The following is a 17,415-nucleotide window of genomic DNA, read 5'->3' on the forward strand; positions in this document are numbered from 1 at the left end:
ACTGTATTCATTTTTTCCTGGGCTGTAAATTTGACCAAAAGAAAAGCACCTCCAAATATTAGACCGTGTCTAACATTTGGGGTGCACCTCATTTAGAAAGGCTCTTTTGTGTTATAGAGGTATAATAAGGGAAAACAATATAAATTCCGTAAATTAAACGAGTCATATTTGTGGAAACACTAAAGAACAACGTGCAGGATAATTTATACGGGAACCATTTATTTTAAAAAAGGATCTGATCACTTTGGTAAACAAAATTGTTTTAGACGATTATCCGATTTTTGTGAAAAACTATGAGGAAGGGAAGGCGGAGGGTGATAGACAGCTTGTATCCGTGACGTTTGATGTGACAAGCGATGATTATCATGATGTTACAACGTTATTATACAAAGGGTCATTTGATGTGAAAGTTCCTGAGAGAAGCCTGGCATTCAAAGGAACCATCCGGCAGTATTCAACATCATTTACGAACCTTTATGAAAAAGGCAACGTAGGGGAATTTAAGCTGAGCCTCATTGAAAAAAGCTAGAGAGGCCTGTTGTCTCTTGCCCGCTAAAGTATAATACGTTAGCAGAAGCAGACACTAAAAAAGTTCTACATAAAAGCAAAAGCAATAAGAAGACAAACAAGAAAAAGGGGATTATATGACAAATAAAGCGACAGAAACAGGGTGGAAGCTAGATAACAGTTATGCACGTCTGCCGGAAAAGTTTTTTTCTAAGGTAGAATTAAAGCCTGTTAGTGCACCGAAGCTTGTGAAGCTTAATCATTCGCTAGCCAAGTCACTGGGCTTGAACGCTGAGGCGCTGCAAAGTGAGGAGGGCGTAGCGGTGTTTGCTGGCAATGAGGCGCCCGAAGGTTCTTTGCCGATCGCACAAGCCTATGCAGGGCATCAGTTCGGGAACTTTACTATGTTAGGGGACGGCCGGGCGCTGCTTTTTGGCGAGCAGATTACGTCTCAGGACGAGCGGTACGATATTCAGCTGAAAGGATCCGGCAGAACGCCTTATTCCCGCGGGGGGGACGGCCGGGCAGCGCTTGGTCCGATGCTGAGAGAGTACATCATCAGTGAAGCGATGCATGCACTCGGTATTCCAACGACTCGCAGTTTGGCGGTTGTAACAACCGGTGAGTCTATCGTTCGTGAGACGGAACTCCCCGGTGCTATTCTTACCCGTGTAGCCGCCAGCCACCTGCGTGTCGGTACCTTCCAGTATGGAGCGAACTGGGGAACAGCCGAGGAACTAAGGAGCCTGGCCGACTATGCCATAAAGCGTCATTACCCGCATATTGAAGCTAGCGAAGACCGGTACCTTTCACTGCTTCAAGAAGTCATCGAACGTCAAGCAGCATTGATTGCCAAGTGGCAGCTCGTTGGGTTTATTCATGGGGTAATGAATACAGATAATATGACCATTAGCGGGGAAACGATTGACTATGGCCCGTGTGCGTTTATGGATACGTATGATCCGGCAACGGTATTTAGTTCCATCGATTTGCAGGGACGCTATGCCTATGGCAACCAGCCAATTATTGGAGGATGGAATCTTGCTCGTTTTGCGGAAAGCCTGCTGCCGCTTCTGCATGAGGATGAAGAGCAGTCTGTTGAAATAGCCCAGAAGGCGATTGAAGGATATATGGGTTTATATCAAAGCAACTGGCTCGCAGGAATGAGAGCCAAGCTTGGCCTTTTCAATGAGGAGGCAGAGGATGAAGCATTGATTGAGGAGCTTTTCCGTTTGATGCATAAGCACCGTGCCGACTATACGAATACCTTCCGTGTGTTAACGACAGGCCAGCTACAGGGCATGGATATGTGCAATACGAAGGAGTTTGATACGTGGCATAAGCGGTGGCAAGAGAGACTGGACAGGCAAGAGGGATCAAAAGCATCGTCTGAGCAGCTGATGCGGGATAACAACCCCGCGGTCATCCCCCGAAACCACCGGGTGGAAGAGGCATTGGAAGCTGCAGTGGAGAGAGACGATTTCAGCGTGATGGAACGTCTGCTTGCTGTTCTGTCTGATCCTTATGCATATTCTCCCGAACAAGAAGAATACGCGGCTTTGCCTGAGCCACCAGATCGCCCATATCGAACTTATTGTGGAACATAACGGGGCCGTCAGCAACGGGAAAAAAAGCTGATTCACAGTCTTCTGTGATCGGCTTTTTTATTGTAGGAAAATGCCCATGGCTAGATTTTCGTTTTTCGATCAAGTATGCTTGAACACAAGAAAGCAGAAGAAGAGGGATCATGTTGAAGACGGTATACAGCGACATTATACAGTTTAGAGGCAGTCATTTTGACTTTGGTTATATGCAAGGGCAGCGGTTGAAGGGTTCCCTTTCGGTTAAAAACCGCGAGGATCAGTGGAAGGTAAGAAAACAGCGCTTCCGGATCAATGAGGAAGAGGCAAAAGGCGTCATTACCAGGTTTGCGCCTGGTATATGGGATGAACTTCTAGGCCTTCAAGAGGCACTGGAGTGGCCGATAGAGCGTGTATTAAAGGAGTTCGGCGGCTACCGGCTGAACTATAAGCAATCAGGCTGTTCAATCATGACGGGCGAAGACTACCTGGTCCGCAACTATGATTATCACCCAAAAACCTATGAGGGCCGTTACACCTTTTATCAGCCGACCGATCAAGGTTATGCGATCATCGGCCCAAGCCAGCGGGTCACCGGCCGGATGGATGGCATGAATGAAAAGGGGCTGGCGATGGGCTACAATTTCATGAACCGAAAGAATCCGGGAGACGGGTTCATTTGCTGCATGATTGGCCGGCTTATACTAGAAGCCTGCGCGGATGCGGAGGAAGCAGTGGATCTGCTGAAGGAAATTCCTCACCGTCACTCCTTCACCTACGTGGTTTACGATCACAGCGGCAAGAGCTATGCAGTGGAGGCATCTCCACGGGGCGTAAAGGTTCGAGAAACAGCTGCTTGTACCAATCACTTTGAATTAATGAAAGACGAAAACCGGAATCATCTAGTCGATTCTATGCGCCGGCTGGAAGTCATCAAAACAAGACAGGAGCAACGTGTGAATGCCCGAGAGGCGTTCCGGCTATTAAATGACACAGACAAGGGGGTCTTCTCTGACCTTTATGGCAGCTGGGCAGGGACGATTCATACATCTGCCTATTTGCCAAAGGAGAAGAAGGCTTGGTTTGCTATAGGCGGAGATCGGGAGCCGGTTGAATTCGATTTTTCTGAATGGCTTCATGGCCGCCAAGTAGAGATTGATCGAATCATAGGAGAAGTGGATACGGATATTCCTTTTTTACACATGGACGAGAATGCGAATTGGTTCAAAAGGTAGAGCTGGCGAGGGGGAGAGCGGGCTTAGAGGTTGTATGAGCCAATATGGGTATGAAGCAGTCAGGCAGATTAGAGAAGAAAGCAGCTTTTCTGCTGCTTCCATCTTTAAGTATGGAAAAAGATTGCGTGAGACCTTATCGTTTAACCTATCTGCTTTTTTATTTATCTTGTCATTCACTTTCGGAGCAGTATAAAACAAAGAGTTTTTAGTTTGCTGCGATTCTTTTTCTGGCACATCTGCACCTTTGACTGCACTTATCATCGTCAGCAATGACAGAAAGTAAATGATAATTGGAGGGTTTTTATATGCATGAAAAAGGTGGGGGATCGAGTCGAAGAGGCTTGCTGGACTACAAAATCTTTATTCCATCTTTACTCATTCTTCTTGTGATCAGCCTTATGTTTGCCATGTATGAGGCTGAGTCTTTAGATTTGCTGAACAATATTTTCAATGGCATTGTAGAAACATTTACATGGGGATACATCTGGTATGGCATTATTCTCGTTGGGGCTGCGCTATTTTTTTCATTCTCTAAATACGGCAATGTAGTATTAGGCGATCCAGCCGAGAAGCCCCGATTTACTTTATTTGAATATGCCTCTATTTTAATTGCGATGGGACTTGGCTCTACGATTATGAGAACAGGCATGATTCAATGGACGAAGGTTGCACAGGATCCTCCATACGGTGTAGAGACAGGGTCTGCAGAAGCACTCCTGTGGGGCAATTCGTACAGCATGTTCTTATGGAGCTTCCAAGTATTTGCCATCTTTGTGATGGCTGCTCCTGCCATAGGCTATGTGCTCCACGTTCGAAAGAAGCCGCTGATGCGTATATCTGAAGCGTGCCGCAGTATATTTGGAGACAAATTTACAGATGGTGCGGGCGGCATTGTGCTGGATATCATCTTTCTCATCAGTATCCTTTCGGGCGCAGCGGTCACGCTTGGATTAGGAGCTCCGATCGTTACGTACAACTTAGCTGAATTACTCAATATCGAGATTACATTTGGCTTAACATTGGCTGTGACGATTGTTTGGGTCATCTTGTTCTCTCTGAGCGCCTATTTAGGAATAGAGAAAGGAATTAAACGGTTAAGTACCCTTAATATCTACATTGCGAGCGCCTTTGCTTTGTTTGTGATGTTTGCGGGGCCCGGTGTATTCATTCTTAACTACTTTACAGAAAGTGTCGGATTTTTGCTGACGAATTATTTGAATATATCTCTTTATACGAATTCTTTAAACGTGGAGGGATCCACGTACATGGAGGGCAATACCGTTTTCTGGTTTGCCTACAGTGCGACATGGGCCATGCTTCATAGTGTATTTGCGGCTAAAATCTCGCAAGGCAGAACCATTAAAGAAATGATATTGACGTATTTGCTGGCACCTACGCTCATTTCGTGGGTGGCAACCGGAGTTCTCGGCGGACTTGGTGTACACCGCTATCTTACTGGCTCTGTTCCGGTATTAGATATAGTGCAGGAAGACCCGTTAGCTGCCATTCCAGAGATACTATCCACTCTGCCTTTAGCCCCGATCGTTATTTCTGTTTTTATTATCGTGGCGGTTATCTTCCTGACAACAACGTTAGACTCGACCACATATACGATTGCTTCGTATTTGGGAACAAGAGACATGAGCAGGCAAGAGCCTTCAAAGAGCTTAAGGATTTTCGTTGCTGCGATCATTACAATTATTGCTCTTCTGCTAATGAGAATAGGCGGCTTGGCTCCTTTAGAGGTGCTTTCAGGTCTCATGGGCATACCAATCATATTGATTCAATTTTTAACGATTTACGCGGCTAAGAAGATGATAGATGAAGATGAAGCCTGGAAGCATAATGTAAGGAAGAAAGAGGCGTGATTGATTAAAGGTAAGGGTGGGCTGGAGAAGAGCTGGAAGCTTCTCCAGCCTATTTGTTTTACGGAGAGATTCTAAGATTTGACCTATGTTCTTCTGTTTATGCCGTAAGCATGAGAAGAGTATAGGGAAAGACAGGTCCATATTGAATATTATTTTATAGAAGGAATAGATTGATCTAGATAATTGAGGGAAAGTACAGACTAAGGCAGGGTTTGATGCAGGGGGTGCCTTTGTGGTCGAGCGCTCCCATTCAGGTGCTGTTGCTTATAGCGAAAGCTCGCAATAGATTGTGTTTCGAAAGTTAGATATAATTAGTTTTATTGCTCTGTACAGCATAGAATGGCAATGGATATAGAGAAGAGATTTCAGAAGGAGGCGAGTACGTTGGATACTAAAAATCTTGAACTAGCAAAACAGCTGCGTCATGAATTGCACCGGCATCCTGAGCTTTCCAACCAGGAGACATGGACGAAGCAGCGTTTAATTGATTTTCTTGAGGAGCATACTCGTTTAGAAATTGTTGACAAAGGTCCATGGTTCTATGCGGTTTACCGTGCCGGTGAGAATAAACAGAATATCGCTTTCCGTGCAGATTTTGATGCTCTTCCTATGGAAGAAACATTGGATATTCCGCATGCTTCTCAATTTCCGGGGATTTCGCATAAATGCGGCCATGATGGCCATTCAGCGTCCCTTGCTGGATTTGCGCTGGAGATCGACCAGAAAGGTGCCGATAAGAATATCTTCTTCCTTTTTCAGCATGCAGAAGAAACAGGAGATGGGGCGGCTCAATGTGTATCGTTCATTAAAGAAAATGACATTGAAGAAATCTTTGCTTACCATAATATGAGCGGCATGATGTTCAAATCTATCAATGTGATTGATGGTACAGCTCACTATGCTTCTAAGGGCATGACCATACATATGGAGGGGGCGCCGGCTCATGCCAGTCAACCGGAGGATGGAGCGAATCCGGCTTTTGCCATGGCAAAAATAATTGATGCTATTCCCGAATTTACTTCTCCGGAGAACAACAAAGGCGTTGTGCTTTGTACGGTTGTTCAAGTGGACATTGGCGAAAGAGCTTTCGGTGTCTCGGCGAGTAAGGGTGACTTGCTTTTAACAATCCGAGCCTTCTACGCAGAAGAGCTGGATAAGCTTCAAAAAAATCTGGAAAACCTTGCGAACGAGCAAGCAGGGAAGTATGGGTTACGGGTTAGCTTCTCTTATGATGATTCTTTTCCAGAAACAGTGAATCATAAGGAAAGCTCAGATAGGATCCGCCAAGCGGCTAAGAAGAAGGGACTTCAGCTTGTAGAAATGAAGGAAGCCTTCCGCGGCTCTGAAGATTTCGGTCATTACTTGAAAGAAACGAAGGGTGCGATGTGTTATATCGGAAATGGGGAGAATTACCCTCATATTCACACGTATGAATACGATTTCCAGGATGAGTTGATTGAGACGGCAGTTGAGCTTTTTAAAGAATTGGCTGAGCAGTAAGCTTTCTTATGTATAAAGAGAATAAATCAGCAGGCAGGCTGAAGAACTAGAATAGTTCCTTCTACCTGCCTGTTTTTTCGTGAAATGGTCAATTTATCAATTAAGTGAAATGCTTATCAATTTATTTGCACTTATTAACGTGACAAACAAATAAAGGAAGAGACTAAAGGCCTATAAGTTGTTTCTTTGCATAAAAAAATTTGTTACCCTTAAACAAGGTATGAAAAGTTTATTGGAGGAACACCGGTGAGAAAGGTTTATTATATATCCTTTGCCATCTTTCTGCCGTCACTTGTCTTGTAAAAGAAGGTTTATGAGAATAGCTTCGGCAGTTTTGCGATATTGGAGCTTGGCATGTCGGGAATGCAGGATCAGTTGTTTAACGGGGAGGGGATAGACAATTATAAAATAACAGTTCTAGTGAAGAAAAGCGGCGCAGGAATTGTTTGAAGAGCTGTCTATCATGAGGCTTTTAAAGTATTACGTAATGAAGAAGTACAGGAACCAGATTGATAGAAAGAGAGACGCTCAATCATGGAGTAGTAACAAAATATCTGTGACATAACATCTTAGAGGAGAATCGAAAATGAAAGCATTTGTACTATTTATCTCTATAGTGATTTCAACCGGTGTTTTGGCTGCTTGCGGGGGAGAAAAGAAGGTAGAAGTCGAATCAACGGTAAGTAATGAAGAGGCTGTCTTAGCTGAAAAGGAAGAAGCACCTAAAAGCATGTTGAAAGAATACAATCAGCCGATTACGGATAATAAGAATGTTAAGGCTACATTAGTGAGTATAGAGAAAATTGTCGACCCCGAGTGGAACGAGGAAAGAGTAGAAGTAAAGTTCGCCGTGGAGAACAAACGAAAAGAGACGATTGAGGTACAAGCACGGGAAGTTTCTACTGACGGGAAGATGGTCGACGCCGGCATGCTCACGATGAGTCAGGAGGTTTCACCGGGCAAAAGAGCGGATGCTATTCTAACGATCCAAAATTATGACGGAGATCTGCCGTCGATGAAGGATAACTTAGAGATGAAGCTGCATATCTTCTCATGGGACAATATGGATTATACTGAAGAGCACCATGTGAAAATTAACCTCAAGTAATAGACGAGCTATGTGTCAATACAAGTGGAGCCCAGCCTCTTTAAAAGAGGCTGGGCTCCACTCTTTTTTCGATGAAAAGATATGGGGTTGTTATAATGAATGTATTCGAGTTCAAGTACAGAATAGGAGCAGTAGAGGGAATATGAACAAAACAATTGGAATTTTAGCGCATGTAGATGCAGGGAAAACTACTTTCTCGGAACAGCTGCTTTACCATACGAACAGCATTAAGAAGCGAGGCCGGGTCGATCATCAAAGTGCCTTTTTGGATAGTCATGAGATCGAAAAGCGTCGCGGCATTACGGTTTTTGCAGACCAAGGTATGTTTGAGTACGAGGGATCTGTTTATTATTTAATTGATACTCCTGGGCACGTAGACTTTTCGCCGGAAATGGAGCGGGCGATACAAGTGATGGACTTTGCCGTCATTATTATCAGTGCGGTAGAAGGAGTGGAGGGGCATACAGAAACGGTTTGGAATCTGCTGAAAAAGCACCAGGTACCTGTCTTCTTTTTTATTAATAAAACAGATAGAGCTGGTGCGGATGCCAGCCGGGTGTTGGAGGAAATCCGAAGCCATTTAACAGAAGATGTATGTGATATTTCTTCCTCATTGATAGATGGGGGAATGACAGACGAGTTAATAGAGTTTATTGCAGAACGGGATGAAGAGGTGCTGGAGCATTATATGGATAAGGGCTATGAGTCCTCTTTATGGCTTGAGAGCTTGCGAAGATTAATTGGGTCAGCTCATATTTTTCCTTGTGCAAGCGGATCTGCCTTACAGGATGTTGGAGTAAAGAGTTTTCTAGAGAAGCTGGATCTACTGACAGCAACTCATTTTGATAAGGACCAAGCTTTCGCGGGCCGGGTGTATAAGGTTCGTTATGATGAAGAGGGTACGCGAGTGACCTTTATAAAAGCGTTAAGCGGTACTTTGCGTGTACGGGACGAAGTGACATACGGTGAAGGAAATTCTGAAAAAATCACACAAATCCGCCGCTACAATGGAAAGCAATATGGGCAGACGGATCAGGCCTGCGCGGGAGAACTCTTTGCAGTAACCGGACTGACCAATACCCGTATTGGTGACGGGGTGGGAGCTTTAAAGGAGAGAACGGTATATGACATGGTGCCAGCTTTGCGGTCGAAGGTCGTATTTGAAGCTGGCGTCAACACAAAAGATGCACTTCGTCATTTTCGCTTATTGGAAGAAGAGGATCCATCTCTTCACGTGATATGGGAAGAACGATTCCAGGAAATCCATTTGCATGTAATGGGAAAGATTCAGTTAGAGGTGCTAGAGCAAATGGTGCTGGAGAGATTTGGGTTAAACGTCCATTTTGAACAGCCCGAGATTCTTTATAAGGAAACGATTGAAACCGAGGTCGTTGGGTATGGACACTTTGAACCGCTCCGTCATTATGCGGAGGTGCACTTAAAAGTAGAGCCTGCGGAGAGAAATAGCGGAGTCAACTTTGAAAGCGAGTGCCATACGGATGATTTGCCTGTTGGGCTGCAAAACTTAGTGGGCCAGCACATTTATGAGCGGGACCATCACGGGTTATTAACAGGTTCACCGCTCACTGATGTGAAGATAACATTGTTAACTGGAAGAGCGCATAACCAGCATACGCACGGCGGTGACTTTCGAGAAGCGACGTATCGGGCTTTAAGACAAGGACTGGAAAAGGCTAAGAATATTTTGCTTGAACCTTATTATCATTTTAAGATTAAAGTAGATATAGACCATATGGGGCGCGTATTGTCTGATATTCAGGCGGCTTACGGACGTTTTGACCCGCCGGTGACCGAAGGGGAGAAGGCAGTCTTGACTGGCCTGGTGCCGGTAGCGACCTTTATGGACTACAGCGCTGTTCTGGCTTCCTTCACCCAGGGAAAAGGCCGTATGAATCTGACGTTTGCGGGCTATGATCGATGTCATAACGAAGAAGAAGTCATAGAACACATAGGGTACGACAAAACTGCCGATCCTGATTATACTTCCTCTTCTGTATTTTGTGCCAAAGGACAAAGCTTTACAGTAAAGTGGGAGGGTGCAGAAGAGAGGATGCATTGTTTATAGAAAGGGATCGAGAAAGATAACGGCATACATGAAAAGAGCAGCTGATCTGAAGAAAGGCACTGCTCTTTTGCTATTTAAAAGGAGCAGAGCCGGGAATAACTCGACTTTGAAATAGCTGAAACTGTCGCTCTGTCACTATTTGGACTATAATTATTGTAGACCGAAGTTTATATGACGAAAGGATGTATTCATGGAACTTGTAGGCGCACTGTTATTACTTCTCGCTATCATGCTGATTGTCGGCGTTGTAGCAGCGAAATTTTCTTCTCGTTTAGGACTGCCCTCTCTTATTCTTTTCCTAGCTGGCGGTATGCTGCTTAATCGATTTATTTATTTTGAAGATGTCCAGCTCACACAATTCATTGGCACATTGGCCTTGATTATTATTTTATTCGATGGGGGCACGCAAACCAAATGGAACAGGGGCCGTCCTATCATTGGACCGGCTGCTTCTTTAGCAACGATTGGTGTTCTGATTACCACGGTGGTAACAGGGCTGGCAGCTATGTATATACTTGATTTTTCTCTATTGGAAGGTCTTCTCTTAGGCGCTATCGTTGGGTCGACAGATGCAGCGGCTGTTTTTGCGGTATTGGGCGCGAAGAGCTTCAATAAAAGACTGACGGCCACATTAGAGGCGGAGTCTGGTTCGAACGATCCGATGGCCGTGTTTCTGACGGTTACCTTAATTGAAATGATTCAGCTTCCTGACATGTCGGTTTGGGCGGCAATCGGAAACTTCTTCCTTCAAATGGGGCTTGGCCTTCTGCTTGGTTTGGTTCTAGGGAAACTGACAGTAGGAGCGATTAATAATATTAAGCTCGATACATCCGGCCTTTATCCGGTTCTTGCGATGGGGATTGCTATCTTTACTTATGCGATCACAGATTATTTCGGCGGAAGCGGCTTGCTGGCAGTATATGTGATGGCTGTACTTGTTGGAAACAGTGATTTAACCTATCGTTTTACAATCTCGCGTTTTAATGAAGGCTTCGCTTGGATGATGCAGATTGTTATGTTCACCTTGCTTGGTCTGCTTGTCTTCCCTGAGCAGTTAACGGCTGTATTTTGGGAGGGAATTCTGATTGCTGTTGTGCTTATGTTTATCGCACGCCCCATTGCTGTATTCATCAGCATGGTGTTTACAAAAAGTAATATGAGGCAAAAGCTGTTTATCTCCTGGGCTGGTTTAAAAGGAGCGGTGCCGATCGTCTTGGCTACTTATCCAGTTGCAGCAGGTCTAGAAAGCAGTAATCTCATTTTCAACACCGTGTTCTTCGTCGTGTTAATATCAGCTCTCATACAAGGAAGCACTTTATCGTGGCTTGCTGATAAGCTGGGCTTGGCGAAAGATGAAGAAGACGATAATGTCAGCATTGAATTAATTAACCTCGGAAAAACGGACTCAGACATTATGAGAGTAAAGATGCCGAAGCAGGCACCAGCTATTGGAATTTCGTTGATAGATCTGGATTTGCCGGAGGATACATTAATTATTGGGATTACAAGAGACAAGAAGCTGCTGACACCAACAGGTTCGTCTGTTATCGAAAAAGGGGATACGGTATTTGTGTTATGTGATAAAGAAAGGCGGCAAGAAGTAAAGAAGGTGTTGCTTGGAGAAGAGAAAAAGCCAAAAAGCAAAAAGGCAACGTAAGTAGAGAGGGAGCGCAAATGTTAATTATAAAGTGTTTATGAAGTGCACATTCGTGGTAAATGAGTATTGTCCCAACTCCCTTATCCGTAAGAAGCCAGCCCACTAGACGGGGCTGGCTTCTTATTTGGCTATAAATTCAGTCTATTTATAATATAATGGAATGGAGATGAAGAGCAGCCAAATGTGTAAAGGAAGGGACGAGGACAGCTATGGAAATGAACAAAGTAACAATTATCGGGCTAGGCGCGCTTGGTATTTTATTCGGGCATCACTTATCCAAGAAAATGCCTGAGACTCATTTAAGAATTGTAGCGGACAAAGAGAGGATAGAAAAATACCAGGCAGAGGGTGTGTATTGTAATGAAGAGCAATGCCATTTTCACTATATGACACCTGAGGATCCTTGTGAGCCCGCCGATCTGCTGATTTTTGCGGTGAAATATGATGGACTGGAAGAGGCTATACAATCGGTACAGAACCATGTTGGAGAAGACACGGTGATTTTATCCTTATTAAATGGCATCACAAGTGAAGCCGTGATTGGTGAAGCGTATGGAATAGACAAGGTGCTTTACTGTGTAGCACAGGGAATGGATGCAGTAAAGAAAGGCAATCAGCTTACATATAAACATATGGGCATGCTGGTTTTCGGGGACCGGGAGCCTGGCATGGTATCAGAAAAAGTGAAGCGTACGTCCGCATTTTTCGAACGAACAGAATTGCCGCACGAAATTGATACCGACATGCACAAAAGGCAATGGGGGAAATTCATGCTAAATGTCGGGGTCAATCAAACGGTGGCTGTGTACCAAAGCAATTATGGCGAGATCCAAAGAGAGGGCGAAGCAAGAGAGACGATGATTGCAGCCATGAGAGAAGTCATTGTCTTGTCTGAAAAGGAAGGAGCACATTTAACTGAAAAGGACTTATCCTACTGGCTTGGTGTATTAGATACGCTAAGTCCCGAAGGAAAACCATCTATGGCTCAGGATGTGGAAGCAAAGCGTTACAGCGAAGTAGAACTCTTTTCAGGAACACTGTTAAAGCTGGGAGAAAAATATGGTGTGCCAACCCCTGTAAATAAAATGCTGTATGAACAGATTAAACGTATAGAAAGCCAGTATTAAGGCACTGCAGGAAGGACAAAAGCAGGTTCACTCTTAGGTGAGCCTGCTTTTTTATCTTATTTTTTGGAACGAAAAAGAAGCAGAGAGTTTTTTGTGTAAGGGGATATAACATAATTCCTTTTTTGCCAAATGCTTTATGCCACAATGAAATTAACAACGATTGTTGCCATCAACTTTATTTACATGTTGGGGGTTATAAAATGGATAAGCAAAAGTTAGTTCTTATAGGGAACGGCATGGCTGGCATACGCTGCCTGGAAGAGATTCTGGATATGAATCCGGAGCTGTTTGATATAACTGTTTTTGGGAAAGAGCCACATGTGAATTACAATAGAATCCTCCTTTCGGGTGTTCTCCAAGGTGATCATTCCTTCGAAGACATTATCCTGAATGACCGTGAATGGTATGCTGCAAACAGCATCCGGCTATTCACGGGAGAAACGGTCGTGAAAATTGATACGGAAACAAAAAGCGTAAAATCAGATAAAAACAGGGAAGTTTCTTACGACAAGCTGATTATAGCAACAGGGTCTGTGCCCTTTATCCTTCCTGTTCCAGGGGCGGATAAAGAAGGGATAATGGCCTTTCGAACGATTGAAGATTGCCAGGAAATGTTAGAAGTATCCAAGCGTTATAAGAAAGCTGCCATTATTGGCGGTGGTTTGCTTGGACTCGAAGCAGCAAGAGGTCTTCTGAATCTTGGTATGGAAGTGAAAGTCGTGCATCTGTCCGATTGCCTAATGGAGAGACAGTTGGACCGTACAGCGTCAAAAATGCTGGAGAAAGAGCTTGAACGTCAAGGGATGCAGTTTCTGTTGGAGAAAGAGACGGACAGCATCCTTGGTGACAGGCGGGTAGAAGGTGTGCGTTTTAAAGATGGAACAGAGATAGAGGCAGATATAGTCGTTATGGCTGCGGGAGTAAGGCCAAATGTACAAATTGCTAAGGGAAGTCGAATTGAGACGAATCGGGCCATTCTCGTGGATGATTATTTAGAAACGAATGTGCCCGGAGTGTATGCAGTTGGGGAATGTGCAGAACATCAAGGGATGGTTTATGGCCTGGTTAAACCGCTTTATGAACAAGCTCAGGTATTGGCTAAACACATATGCGGAATAGAGGGAGAGGCCTACAAGGGGTCTGTTCTTTCAACTCAGTTGAAAATCTCAGGTGTTGATGTATTCTCAGCTGGCCGGTTCGTCGAGGATGAACGGACACAGGCGGTGATTCTTCAGGACGACATTCATTCCGTATATAAAAAGCTGCTTTTCGAAGGGAACCGGCTGGCCGGAGCCTTGCTATTCGGGGACACAAGCAGCGGCCAGAAACTTTTGCAATGGATGCTTGAGAAGAAGAGCATTGCCGACCATGAAAAAACCCTGCTTCTTCAATCTTCGGGAATAGGCGAAGGAGAAGCTGCTTCGATGCTGTCCAGTGACATCGTGTGCAGTTGTAATGCTGTAACAAAAGGAGCGGTTATTGAAGCTGTTCAGCAAGATGGATTAACGACGATAGAAGAGGTGAGAGCTTGCACAAGAGCCTCTAGCTCATGCGGCGGCTGCAAGCCGCTTGTTTCAGACGTGCTAGCCTATATTCAAAGTGATGCATTCAATGAGGTGGTTGAACGTCCAGCTTTCTGTTCTTGTACAAGCTTAACTGAGGATGAGGTAGTTAAGGAAATCCAGGTGAGGGGATTATCGACCTTCCAGGAAATCACGAATGCACTGGGCTGGAAACAAGAGGAGGGGTGTGATGGCTGCCGCGGAGCGCTAGATTACTATTTAGGCATTATCCACCCAGATAAAGAAGGTTTGAAGGAATCGGTTGTAGGTGGAGAGCATGCGAATGCAAGCAGGCAAAGCGATGGTACCTATATTGTTACCTTGCCCCTCCGCGGGGGAATGACGGATGCTCAACAGCTGAAGAGGATGGCTGGCGCGGCAGAGAAATACCACATTAAAGAAATAAGTCTATCGAGCGGGCAGCGCATTCACTTAATAGGTGTTGACCAGACCGTGCTTCCAGATCTTTGGAAGGAACTTGAGCTGCCGTTAAAGCCGGCAGGCGACCACGCAGTTCACTCCGTTGAAACCCATATTAGCGAAGGCCATTGTTCGTGCAGCAAATCCACTGCCCTGCATTTGGCCGCTCATTTAGAGGAACAGCTAGAATGCTTAAAGCTGCCGCACCGCATGAAGATCAGTGTTGCTGCTTGTATACATAACGGTGAAGAAGCAGTAACGAAGGACATAGGGTTTGTTCATATGAACAGAGGATGGGAAATTTACACGGGCGGCAGAAATGGGTACAAGGCAAAAGCCGGTGACTTGTTCTATGTAGCTGAAACAATAGAAGAAGCAAAGGTTATGGCATTATCCTTTATCCAATACTACCGGGAAACGGCTAATTATTTAGAGAAGGTCAGCCAGTGGATTCAGCGTATGGGCATGATCCATATACGAGAGGTCGTTTTTGAAGAGGAGCTGCATAATCAGCTGCTTCGACGATTAAAGGAAGAGGTTCTCTATTACAACAACACAAGCATGGCAGAAAGCCGCAATTAACGAGGTTCATAGAGACAGAAGGAGGGAAGGACGATGACTGAGATGCTGTTGAAATATTTTCGAGATAAGCAACAGCAAGTGCAATCTAAGAAGGTCTATGACACGCAATGTCCGTATTGCAGCATGCAGTGTAAAATGCAGCTAATCGAGCAAACGGTCATCACACGAAAGAAATATACAACTATAGGAAAGGACAATCCTACTTCTCACGGTCGTTTATGTATGAAGGGGATGAATGCACACCAGCATGCTTTACACAAAGATCGGATCACCCAGCCATTATTGAAGGTAAATGGAGAATTTACACCCATTACGTGGGATAAGGCATTAGAGATAATAAAGAAAAACTTCTCAGCCATTCAATTGGAGAACGGCCATGATGCGCTGGCTGTATACGGAAGCGCGTCCATCACCAATGAAGAGGCTTATTTGTTGGGAAAGTTTGCACGAGTCGCATTGCAAACGAAGCATATTGACTATAACGGTCGCTTATGCATGTCGGCTGCTGCCTCAGCTGCAAGCCAAACATTCGGCATGGACAGAGGATTGACAAACAGTTTGTCAGAGATTCCAAATGCCGAATGCATCATTCTAGCCGGTACAAATATCGCTGCCTGTCAGCCTACAATGCTGCCGTATTTTGAAGAAGCAAAAGAAAATGGGGCGTTTATTATTGTTATAGATCCTCGGGAAACGGATACTGCTAAAATGGCGGATTTACATTTGAAGATTAAGCCTGGAACTGATGCCGCCCTAGCAAATGGATTGCTGAAGGTCATTATGGAAAAGGGCTATACAGATGAAAGGTTTATTAAAGAAAGAGCTACGGGCTTTGAGGAAGTAGAAGAGCACATTTCTTCTTTAAGTTTAAAAGAAATTTCGGAGTTAACGGGTGTTTCCATTCGACAAATTCAACGAGCGGCTACTATATTTGCTGAGAAGAAAACGGGGATGATTTTTACTGCTCGAGGAGTAGAGCAGCAGACAGATGGATCTCTGGCTGTGAGGAATTTATTGAATATTCTAATATCAACAGGGAAGGTTGGTAAGCCCTCTTGTGGGTACGGAGCCATTACAGGCCAGGGCAATGGTCAAGGAGCAAGGGAGCATGGACAAAAAGCGGATCAGCTTCCAGGCTATCGCTCCATTGAAAATGAAGAGCACCGAGAGCAGATAGCGCGTGTGTGGGGGATTGATAAGGAACAACTGCCGCAGAAAGGAGTCTCAGCTTATGAAATGATTGAGAGGATGGAGAAGGGTGAGATTACAGGTTTATTCCTGATGTGCTCTAATCCGATTGTTTCTAATCCGAATGCTAATTTTGTTAAAGAAGCGCTCAGAAAGCTTAAATTCTTTGTAGCAGTCGATCTATTTATTTCGGAAACAGCCAAGCTGGCTGATTTAGTGTTGCCGGCGGCCTCTTATTTAGAGGATGAAGGAACGATGACAAATCTAGAGGGACGCGTAACTTTACGAGAGGCGAGCTATCCGGTACCAGGAGAAGCGAAGCGAGACTGGCAAATTATTTGTGAGGTGGCACATGCCCTTGGCAAAGGCGAGTACTTTAACTTTTCCTCTGCTGAAGAAATCTTTAATGAACTTAGAGCAGCAAGCCGCGGGGGAGCAGCTGATTATTACGGCATTACATACGAGCGCATAAGGGAGGAAGATGGCGTTTTATGGCCTTGTCCGACCTCCAATCACAAAGGAACAGAGCGTTTATTTGAACGGACCTTTGCGCATCCAGACGGTAAGGCCAAAATGGTGGCTGTTCCTAATAGTCCTCTTATTCCAAAGGAACAGCCCTGTGAGCGGTTCCCGCTGTATTTAACAACAGGAAGGGTCACCTCCCACTACTTAACAGGAGTACAAACGAGAAAAAGCGCTGCATTAGCTGCAAGAAACTTTGAATCCTTCATGGAGATTCATCCGGCTGCCGCTCAGAAGTTCGGCATCCAGGACCAGGAATTAGTAGAGGTCACCTCAAAACGGGGCAGTATCATTGTTCGCTGCAGGTGGTCTGCTGCTATCCGCCAAGACACAATATTCATACCTTTTCATTGGGCCGACTCGCAGAATGTTAATCGGCTGGTTTCGGAGGAGCTGGACCCGCACTGCAAAATGCCTGGCTTTAAAGTGAGTACTGTAAACATTCGGCCGCTAATGGCATTGAGATAGCTCAT

At 44.8% G+C, this 17,415-nt stretch carries 11 protein-coding genes; all 11 read left to right on the forward strand.

The features are described from left to right. The first annotated feature begins 244 nt into the window (after positions 1-244). The 11 genes from QY97_RS12975 (at position 245) to nasC (ending at position 17,410) form a co-directional block, all read left to right on the forward strand. Complete coding sequence (locus QY97_RS12975; RefSeq protein ID WP_039235706.1) at positions 245-529, forward strand: DUF3219 family protein; 285 nt, start codon at positions 245-247, stop codon at positions 527-529. A 115-nt stretch (positions 530-644) separates the two neighbouring features. Continuing rightward, on the forward strand, positions 645-2,114 hold the full coding sequence (locus QY97_RS12980; protein WP_039235708.1) for a protein adenylyltransferase SelO: 1,470 nt from the start codon (positions 645-647) through the stop codon (positions 2,112-2,114). 143 nt (positions 2,115-2,257) lie between these two features. Beyond that, positions 2,258-3,322, forward strand: coding sequence for a C45 family autoproteolytic acyltransferase/hydolase (locus QY97_RS12985; RefSeq protein WP_039235768.1), 1,065 nt, complete (start codon positions 2,258-2,260; stop codon positions 3,320-3,322). Positions 3,323-3,627: 305 nt separating this feature from the next. Continuing rightward, positions 3,628-5,190, forward strand: coding sequence for a BCCT family transporter (locus tag QY97_RS12990; RefSeq protein ID WP_039235710.1), 1,563 nt, complete (start codon positions 3,628-3,630; stop codon positions 5,188-5,190). 384 nt (positions 5,191-5,574) lie between these two features. Continuing rightward, positions 5,575-6,690, forward strand: a complete 1,116-nt coding sequence (locus QY97_RS12995; RefSeq protein ID WP_039235712.1) for a M20 metallopeptidase family protein — start codon at positions 5,575-5,577, stop codon at positions 6,688-6,690. A 586-nt stretch (positions 6,691-7,276) separates the two neighbouring features. Continuing rightward, positions 7,277-7,798: a hypothetical protein gene (locus QY97_RS13000; protein ID WP_039235713.1), complete on the forward strand. Its 522-nt coding sequence runs from the start codon at positions 7,277-7,279 to the stop codon at positions 7,796-7,798. A gap of 142 nt (positions 7,799-7,940) precedes the next feature. Continuing rightward, positions 7,941-9,884, forward strand: a complete 1,944-nt coding sequence (locus QY97_RS13005) for a GTP-binding protein (RefSeq protein WP_039235715.1) — start codon at positions 7,941-7,943, stop codon at positions 9,882-9,884. A gap of 190 nt (positions 9,885-10,074) precedes the next feature. Then, positions 10,075-11,541, forward strand: a complete 1,467-nt coding sequence (locus QY97_RS13010) for a potassium/proton antiporter (protein ID WP_039235718.1) — start codon at positions 10,075-10,077, stop codon at positions 11,539-11,541. 209 nt (positions 11,542-11,750) lie between these two features. Beyond that, on the forward strand, positions 11,751-12,668 hold the full coding sequence (locus tag QY97_RS13015) for a ketopantoate reductase family protein (protein ID WP_039235721.1): 918 nt from the start codon (positions 11,751-11,753) through the stop codon (positions 12,666-12,668). A 200-nt stretch (positions 12,669-12,868) separates the two neighbouring features. After that, positions 12,869-15,232: a nitrite reductase large subunit NirB gene (nirB, locus tag QY97_RS13020; protein ID WP_046128744.1), complete on the forward strand. Its 2,364-nt coding sequence runs from the start codon at positions 12,869-12,871 to the stop codon at positions 15,230-15,232. A gap of 33 nt (positions 15,233-15,265) precedes the next feature. After that, complete coding sequence (gene nasC / locus QY97_RS13025; protein ID WP_039235723.1) at positions 15,266-17,410, forward strand: assimilatory nitrate reductase catalytic subunit NasC; 2,145 nt, start codon at positions 15,266-15,268, stop codon at positions 17,408-17,410. Positions 17,411-17,415 lie beyond the last annotated feature (5 nt).

This window comes from Bacillus thermotolerans, from assembly GCF_000812025.2.
Classification (GTDB): Bacteria; Bacillota; Bacilli; order Bacillales; family Domibacillaceae; genus Quasibacillus; species Quasibacillus thermotolerans.

Excerpts from the sequence above, each read along its gene's own strand:
- nirB (WP_046128744.1), top strand. The coding sequence starts at position 12,869 with ATGGATAAGCAAAAGTTAGTTCTTATAGGGAACGGCATGGCTGGCATA.
- QY97_RS12980 (WP_039235708.1), top strand. The coding sequence starts at position 645 with ATGACAAATAAAGCGACAGAAACAGGGTGGAAGCTAGATAACAGTTAT.
- QY97_RS13005 (WP_039235715.1), top strand. The coding sequence starts at position 7,941 with ATGAACAAAACAATTGGAATTTTAGCGCATGTAGATGCAGGGAAAACT.
- QY97_RS13010 (WP_039235718.1), top strand. The coding sequence starts at position 10,075 with ATGGAACTTGTAGGCGCACTGTTATTACTTCTCGCTATCATGCTGATT.
- QY97_RS12990 (WP_039235710.1), top strand. The coding sequence starts at position 3,628 with ATGCATGAAAAAGGTGGGGGATCGAGTCGAAGAGGCTTGCTGGACTAC.
- nasC (WP_039235723.1), top strand. The coding sequence starts at position 15,266 with ATGACTGAGATGCTGTTGAAATATTTTCGAGATAAGCAACAGCAAGTG.
- QY97_RS13015 (WP_039235721.1), top strand. The coding sequence starts at position 11,751 with ATGGAAATGAACAAAGTAACAATTATCGGGCTAGGCGCGCTTGGTATT.
- QY97_RS13000 (WP_039235713.1), top strand. The coding sequence starts at position 7,277 with ATGAAAGCATTTGTACTATTTATCTCTATAGTGATTTCAACCGGTGTT.